The organism is Lysinibacillus sp. NPDC056185 (assembly GCF_047737915.1).
In the GTDB taxonomy this organism is placed as follows: domain Bacteria; phylum Bacillota; class Bacilli; order Bacillales_A; family Planococcaceae; genus Lysinibacillus.
The window spans coordinates 24,426-31,867 of record NZ_JBLLLQ010000043.1; the positions used below are offsets into that span (position 1 = coordinate 24,426).

The 7,442-nt window shown below is 34.8% G+C and carries 7 protein-coding genes; 5 read left to right on the plus strand and 2 right to left on the minus strand.

Translation table 11 applies throughout. The annotated features are described in order from the left end of the window. Positions 1-21: 21 nt before the first annotated feature. Positions 22-789 carry a sulfite exporter TauE/SafE family protein gene (locus ACMZ42_RS24635; RefSeq protein WP_415733113.1) on the minus strand — a complete coding sequence of 256 codons (768 nt, stop codon included), beginning with the start codon at positions 787-789 and terminating at the stop codon, positions 22-24. Positions 790-893: 104 nt separating this feature from the next. Between ACMZ42_RS24635 and ACMZ42_RS24640 the strand changes: the two genes are divergently transcribed. Together ACMZ42_RS24640 and ACMZ42_RS24645 are read left to right on the plus strand one after the other, a co-directional pair. Continuing rightward, positions 894-1,778, plus strand: a complete 885-nt coding sequence (locus tag ACMZ42_RS24640; RefSeq protein WP_415733114.1) for a LysR family transcriptional regulator — start codon at positions 894-896, stop codon at positions 1,776-1,778. A gap of 171 nt (positions 1,779-1,949) precedes the next feature. Continuing rightward, positions 1,950-2,345 (plus strand): VOC family protein, encoded by a 396-nt coding sequence (locus ACMZ42_RS24645; RefSeq protein ID WP_402868719.1) that lies wholly within the window; start codon positions 1,950-1,952, stop codon positions 2,343-2,345. Between the two features lie 239 nt (positions 2,346-2,584). Here ACMZ42_RS24645 and ACMZ42_RS24650 read toward each other — a convergent pair whose 3' ends face one another. Further along, positions 2,585-3,442 carry a LysR family transcriptional regulator gene (locus ACMZ42_RS24650; RefSeq protein ID WP_415733115.1) on the minus strand — a complete coding sequence of 286 codons (858 nt, stop codon included), beginning with the start codon at positions 3,440-3,442 and terminating at the stop codon, positions 2,585-2,587. Positions 3,443-3,604: 162 nt separating this feature from the next. Between ACMZ42_RS24650 and ACMZ42_RS24655 the strand changes: the two genes are divergently transcribed. The 3 genes from ACMZ42_RS24655 (at position 3,605) to ACMZ42_RS24665 (ending at position 7,197) form a co-directional block, all read left to right on the plus strand. Continuing rightward, a complete protein-coding gene (locus tag ACMZ42_RS24655; protein ID WP_415733117.1) occupies positions 3,605-4,549 on the plus strand; it encodes a DMT family transporter in 945 nt (314 codons plus the stop codon). A 216-nt stretch (positions 4,550-4,765) separates the two neighbouring features. Beyond that, on the plus strand, positions 4,766-4,990 hold the full coding sequence (locus tag ACMZ42_RS24660; RefSeq protein WP_402868921.1) for a GNAT family N-acetyltransferase: 225 nt from the start codon (positions 4,766-4,768) through the stop codon (positions 4,988-4,990). 497 nt (positions 4,991-5,487) lie between these two features. Further along, positions 5,488-7,197, plus strand: a complete 1,710-nt coding sequence (locus ACMZ42_RS24665) for a methyl-accepting chemotaxis protein (protein ID WP_415733116.1) — start codon at positions 5,488-5,490, stop codon at positions 7,195-7,197. The last annotated feature ends 245 nt before the right edge of the window (positions 7,198-7,442 follow it).

Consider the following 7,442-nt stretch of genomic DNA (forward strand, 5'->3'; position numbering starts at 1 on the left):
AAGTATATTAGCCAATTAGTGTTATATCAATAAATCTGATAGGACCTGAACAATTAGCAAGAAAAAAATGATGGGTAATGAAATTTGAATCCATTTTGTTTTGATATAAGGAATTATCTTTAAACCTAAGAACGAGCCAACGATAGAGCCAATGGAAACAGGAATAGCGATTCCCCAATTAACAATGCCCGTAAAGTAGTAAAAAAGAAATGCGCCTGTACAACTTGAAAACGTAATAATTCTTGTTAACTCAACCGCTTTTATATAGGTATATTGCTTTTTAAGATGATAGGTTACATTCATTAGAGCTGAGCCTGGTCCAAAACCACCGTCATATATTGAAATCGCAAACGGAATGAGTTTATTAATTGGTTGTTCCTCTGCCTCTTTAATATCCTTTACCATAAATTTATTACTGCAAAGCACAATGAAAAATGCGAAAATTAAGAATACACAAGCTACAACATTCATGACCTGTTCTGATAATCGAGTGGCTAAAAATGCGCCCAATACACCTCCTAAACTAGATATCATAATTAAAGATGTGAATTTTTTTAAAGATAAATGTCCTTTAATTACAAACGATACGACATTTGATAGAGCTGAAATTCCTGTCGCAAATTTATTAACTGCTACAGTTGTATGTATCGGAATGCCAATAAGTAACATTGCAGGCAACAAGATAAAGCCTGCAGCGCCGAAAAGAACACCAATGACTGCTGCGAGTAAGCCGATTGTAAATAAAATAAATCCATTTACTGATAACCATTCATGTAGTAAAATTTCCATCAAATCACCTCTACACTTAAATTACTGCTAAACTATATATAAAACAAATATATATAAATTGCTTATTCATAAATTTAATTTATGGATAGGGAGGAGTGAATAAAATGAATTTGCATGCATTAAGGATTTTTACTAATGTAGCAAAGCTTGGAGGAATTACCGCAGCAGCGAATAAAATGCTTCTTAGCCAACCAGCTGTCACTATTCAAATTCGGAAATTAGAGAGCGAAATAGGAACAAAACTGATTGAAGGGAAAGGACGTGGCATTCAATTAACTCCTGAGGGGAAGTTTTTGTATGAGCAGGGAATGCGTTTATTTTATTTAGAAGCACAAATTGATGAAAAGCTCGGTAAATTTTTAGCGAAAGAAGAAAAAATACATATATCTTCGTCCTATATACCGCCAAACTATATACTCCCGTCTATTATAGCAGCGTATAAGCTTGCTAATCCTCACATTGAATTTTTTGTGTCGTTGGGCAATGTGAAATCTGTGGAAGAGCAAGTTCTTAATTATGAAGTAGATTTTGGTTTTGTCGTACAAAATAAAATTGGTCATCCAGATTTACAGTTTGAAAAAATAGTAGATATCCCGTTTTGGTTTGTTGTTCACCCATCACATTCTTTAGCAAATCAAACTGTCACCATTTATGAATTATCGAAGGAGGACTTTATTTATCGGGAACGAGGAAGCTCGACACTTGATTTATTGGAGTCGGTTTTTTACACGTTTAACGGTCCATTACCTAAATTAGGACTTCAAATGCAGGGCTTACATGAATCAATAAAAGTAGTAGAAGCAGGGTACGGTATGACTTTAGCACCGTCCTATAGTGTGACGGAAAGTATAGCAAATGGGAAACTAGCTCGGGTATATGTTGAACAGGCAGATATTCAGCAAAGTTTATTTATATGTACACGCAAATCAGATATAGAAGAGCATCCATTTATTCAGTATTTAAAAGATCATTTAAACACTATAAATTAACTAACTTAAATGCAATAGAACCAAAATCGGGAACAAGCATTAGAATGTTTATTCTCGATTTTCGCATATAATTTCTCTTCTTTTTTATTTCCATTCCTTGTAATAATAATATATAGTAATTGTACTCAAACACAGTGAGTAATTTAATTCTTTAGTATATAGGAGGATATCATGGGAAGATTAGTTCATTTTGAAATTCATGTAAGTGACATGGAACGTGCAAAGAAATTTTATGGAGAGGTATTCGGATGGTCATTTCAAGATTGGAGTGATTATGCAGGAATGCCTTACTTTGGAGCAGTGACTGGCAATGAAGACGAGCATGGAATCGATGGTGCTTTAATGCAACGTCAAGGTCCTTCTCCGGAACCGAACCAGGCCTTAAACGGATTTGCTTGTACAATGGGTGTGGAAAATTACGATGTAACAGAGGCTAAAATTCTTGAGAATGGTGGCACGGTGGCAATGCCGAAATATGCTCTTCCTGGAATGGCGTGGCAGGGATACTATATTGATACTGAAGGCAATATATTCGGAATTCATCAACCCGACAAAAATGCAAAATAGCATTTGCTAAGATCAATAAAATTTACAGTCATAAGACACTCAATTGATTTGACTTTAACTACATTAAAAGACCTGAGTTTGGTATTGTACCAGCCTAGGTCTTTTAATTTTTGCCTGCATTCGTTTATGAATATATGATGGATAGGAAACAGGACGCTTGGGACTAAAACCAAGCGTTTAGCCTTTAGATACAATAACAAAGTCACTTCGAGTTGGCGCTTTCTACGGGCTGAAAAATCCTATGTATGCCGATGCTCAGCAATTGTTTTTAAAAAACATTCCATCGAATTTGTCATATATGCATCTTTTCGTCGAATAAAGACGGTTGAAATCGTACCGTATTTTTTAGGAATTGGATGACAATAAACCTTGCCTGTTGTAGAAAGATGTTCTGCAGCCGATTGTGGTACAAGTGTAACGCCAAGACCAATGGCAACACTGTTCAAAATTGTCTCTAATATATTAAATTCCATGATTCTTTTTGGCAGTAAACCTTCATCTTTGAGCCAGAGTTCTAGCTTGGAACGATATCCGCAACCTTGATTAGAAACAAGGATTGGTGTAGACATAAATTCCTCGATACGAAATAATTTGTTTTGTGATAGGAGAACGAGGTTTTCGGTAAATACATCATATTGTTCTAAAACTGGATGTTTAATCGGTCCAGTTATAAAGGCCCCATCTAATTGATGATCCGCTACTTCTTTAATAAGTTCCTCAGTTAAACCAGCTTGTAGAGTTAAGTCGACATTCGGATAGCCCTTATAGTAAGACGCTAGAATAGTTGGTAATATACTCACTGTTTCGACTGTACCGATTTTTAAAGTACCAGTCGGTGTATCACTATCTAAAAAGACCTGTTTCATTTCTTCGACATCCAGCAATATTTTATTCACGTAAACAAGCATTTTTCGCCCTTCTGGATTTAATGTCATCCCTTTTTTATGGCGATAAAAAAGCGGCGTTTGGAGTTCTTTTTCTAATAGCTTAATACGTGCAGTTACATTGGATTGTACATAATTTAATTCTTTTGCAGCATGGCTGACGCTCCCGTAATTTGCAACGCTTTTGAAAATCTGTAAATCTCGTAGTTCCATTGAGTATACCCCCTTAAAAACTATCATTATAAATGATAGTTAATATCACTTTCAATCATTTTACGTGATGTATTTTCTTTTTTATAATTCTCATTGTGAATTTCATAGAAGTTGTATAGAAACGAGGAAAAAACAGTGAGAAAAAGTAAAATAATAATAGGCATGCTAGCATGTTTAATTGCAAGTATGTCGTGGGGAGCCATGTTTCCAGTTGCAGATCATGCACTTGAATATATAAATCCATTCTATTTTTCAATTATTCGATATGGGGCAGTATCGATTGTATTAGTCATTTTATTATGGATGAAAGAAGGAAAAAAAGCGTTTCGCTTAGAGGGGAAAGGTAAGCTGCTCGTCTTTTTTGGGATTATGGCATTTACTGTTTACAACGTGCTTGTTTTCTTAGGTCAGATGTTAATGGGGAAATCTGGCGTTATGGTGGCATCGATTATGGAAGCACTCATGCCGATGATTTCGATTGCTATTCTCTGGGGATATAAACAAGTGAAACCGAAGAAGTATATGATTAGCAGCATGATCATTGCTTTTATTGGAGCTATTTTTGTTATTACAAAAGGCGATATGAGTTTCTTTCTTACACTGAAACATAATCTAGTTCCGCTAGCATTCATTTTAATTGGAGTTGTAGGTTGGGTTATTTATACAATGGGCGGTCAAACATTTAATGATTGGTCAACTCTCCGCTATTCTACATTAACATGTGTATTTGGCACAGCTGTAACAGGTATCATCACAATGATCATCACGATGCAAGGGTATGTTTCAGTCCCAAGTATGGAAACGATTTTTGTTATTAAATATGATTTATTGTTTATGATGACACTGCCAGGTATTGTAGCATTGCTTACTTGGAATTATGGTGTGAAAATCCTATCATCCATTAATGGAATTTTATTCATTAATTTCGTTCCAATTACTACATTGGTCATTATGATGGTACAAGGATATAAAATCACAATCTTTGATATAGCAGGGACTCTACTTGTTATTTCAGCTCTTATTTGGAATAACATATGTCAGCGCAGAGAAAAAAACACGAATCTGCAAGTTATACAAGAGGAAGAAGAATTACGGCAGGCTGTCTAATATTAGAAGAATTATGATTTTCTTTGCTGGCGCAATTAACTTCTAAGCATGTAGTAATTAAAATAGATTAAGCTTTTTTATAAAGAGCGTGTTTTAATCGGTTATCGATTTAAAACACGCTCTTTATTTTGTTCATTTATCATCAAGGTTAATTAATGCCCAAGACAAGGGGTAGGACATTAGTGTGGAAAATTAGTATCTAGGCCAATATACAGGATTTATTCAGATGGTAGAAACTATTGGAAATACAGGTTTATAATTGATGAGCGATATCAAGGGTGTGGCTATGGCAAGAGAACAATGAAGTTGATTGTTCAAGACATCCAGAGTAGAGATGATTGCACTGATGTCATATGGCTTGGATATCAGCCAAACAATGAGCAAGGTATACTAGTGTGGGTTTTGAAGAAGCCCGAATGGCTCCTTGGAGAGAAATGTTAGCAAAGTATAGTTTTCGTTAAAATTTCTAAGAGAGTAATAAAAAGAATGTAACTACGCTGGGGATGCCCTAAAAGTCTGCAAATGACTTTTGGGACATCCCTCTTTCTTTAGAAAAATTTTAGAAACTGTTTCTGAAGAACTACTCATTAAAAAAAATGTAGTAATTTAGGTTGATTTACTCAATTGTATTTTTTTGTCGATTTTTTGTTCAAAAATATCGAAATATGTCGTAATATATTGTGAATAGTATGAAAAATAAATTTTCTAATGTTATTGGGAGGGGCTAAAAGCAGGGGAATTCATTATTATTTTTAAGTAGGTTATCAGAAAAACGAAGAGAAAAGTCAATATAATGAAAACATAGGATTAAACAAGACAAGCAGGTTAGCTCCATGTTGTAAATAAACATGGAGGCTCGCACCTTTGATAATGTACGATTCATTGTCTTTCATTAAAATGTGCACTAAAAATTGAATTTAAAAAGGAGCGTATTAACCATGCTACGCAATCTATCTATATTTAAAAAGTTAGTCCTATTAATGTTTATAGCCATTTTAACAGTTGGTATTATTCAAGTGAATGGATATATCACAATGAAATCTTTGGAGAATAATACAGAGAATATTTTTAAAAACCGTCTAGAACCAAGTATAGTTTTGACTGATTATAGGCTTAATAATCGGGTCATTATATCAAATATGTATCGTTCTTTCCTTTTTACAGATGAATCAACTATTAAACAAATTAATAATGAAGTAATGCATGCTTTTGAAGAGAATGAAAAGAATCTTCAAATACTTAAAGAAGCCAATTTAAAATCGGATGAGGACAAAATAATAAATGAATTGGTTCAGCAATTTCCAAACTTTAAAGAAAGTATGGAGAAAGTCTTTCAACTAAGTCTTGCCAATAAGAATGAGGAAGCAATAAATCTCTTTAATTCAAGTGCTAAGCCTGTATTTGACGAAATTATGTCAAAAGGTTTGGAGCTGACAAAATTGAATAAAAAATATGCAAGTACATTGAATATGGAAAGTAAAGCTGAGGCAAGTAAAGGTATCACGATCTCCCTAATCATTTCAATTGTATTAGGAATTCTGTTTGTTGCAATCGGTTTTATAGGTGTACGAAAATATATAATTTCTCCAATTGAAAAATTAAAATTTGCTATTCAACGAGCGGAAGCAGGAGAACTAAATTTTAGTGTAGACTATGATTCAAAGGATGAACTAGGAGTCTTAACGTCTTCATTTAGCCATATGATTGCTCAATTACGAGATCTAATTGGTCAGGTGAAACAATCATCCGAACAGATGGCAGCATTTTCGGTTGAGCTTTCGGCAAGTGCGGAACAAACGAGTGAGGCAAGTGAGCATATCGCGTCTGTTACGTTAGAGGTGGCAAGCGGCTCGGACGATCAAGTTAGAACAATTATAGAAACATCAGATGTTGTTAATCATATGGTACAAGATGTTCAAACAATAGCTAGAAATTCTACTAACGTTTCAGAGGCTACTATCCAAGCAGAACAACTTTCAGTGGATGGAAATGATATTATTAAAACCGCTGTTCAACAAATGAACTCCATTCAAACTTCTATTGGTAGTCTAAGTAATGTAATTAGTGGTTTAGGTGAGCGTTCGGCAGAGATTGGACAAATCGTTGAAGTTATTACAGGCATTGCAGCACAAACCAATCTACTGGCACTAAATGCAGCGATTGAAGCGGCAAGAGCAGGAGAACACGGAAAAGGCTTTGCGGTCGTTTCGGAAGAAGTGCGAAAATTGGCCGAAGAATCTTCTGTATCGGCACAGAGAATCTCTGAGTTAATTACAGGAATTCAAACTGAAACGAATAGAGCGGTAGATTCTATGCAATTCACAACGAATGAAGTGGAAACAGGTATTAACAATGTAAACATCGCAGGTGAATCCTTTAAAAAAATTCAACATGCCATCAATGAGGTATCTGTTCAAATTCAAGGGGTGTCTTCATCAGTACAACAGATGGTTACAGGAGTTAATCAAATGACCAAATCTATGGAACAAATCAATGGAATTGCCCAAAGTTCTGCAGAAGGAACACAAAATATTTCAGCGGCTACAGAAGAACAGTTAGCCTCCATGCAAGAAATAACAGCATCTACTTCTGCACTTTCTAAAATGGCGGAAGACTTACAAGAAAAAACGAATATGTTCGAAGTATAATGATGACGAATTGTCCTATTAAGTGTGAAAGTGCAGCCCAGAGGTAAAGAGGCTGTTCAAAAAAAACTGTTATCTAAGGATGAAGTGACCCCTAAAAGTTAGACACGGTTATTTCATTAGGCAGCTTGGGTAAAACGAGTTCGGTATTGCACGAGGTCACTGAAAAACTTACGTTTTTTATGACGGCTTAACTTTTTTAGATAAAAATAAGGTACATTTTGTTCGAATTGAACAGAATGTACCTT

Excerpts from the sequence above, each read along its gene's own strand:
- ACMZ42_RS24640 (WP_415733114.1), top strand. The coding sequence starts at position 894 with ATGAATTTGCATGCATTAAGGATTTTTACTAATGTAGCAAAGCTTGGA.
- ACMZ42_RS24650 (WP_415733115.1), bottom strand. The coding sequence starts at position 3,442 with ATGGAACTACGAGATTTACAGATTTTCAAAAGCGTTGCAAATTACGGG.
- ACMZ42_RS24665 (WP_415733116.1), top strand. The coding sequence starts at position 5,488 with ATGCTACGCAATCTATCTATATTTAAAAAGTTAGTCCTATTAATGTTT.
- ACMZ42_RS24655 (WP_415733117.1), top strand. The coding sequence starts at position 3,605 with ATGCTAGCATGTTTAATTGCAAGTATGTCGTGGGGAGCCATGTTTCCA.
- ACMZ42_RS24645 (WP_402868719.1), top strand. The coding sequence starts at position 1,950 with ATGGGAAGATTAGTTCATTTTGAAATTCATGTAAGTGACATGGAACGT.
- ACMZ42_RS24635 (WP_415733113.1), bottom strand. The coding sequence starts at position 789 with ATGGAAATTTTACTACATGAATGGTTATCAGTAAATGGATTTATTTTA.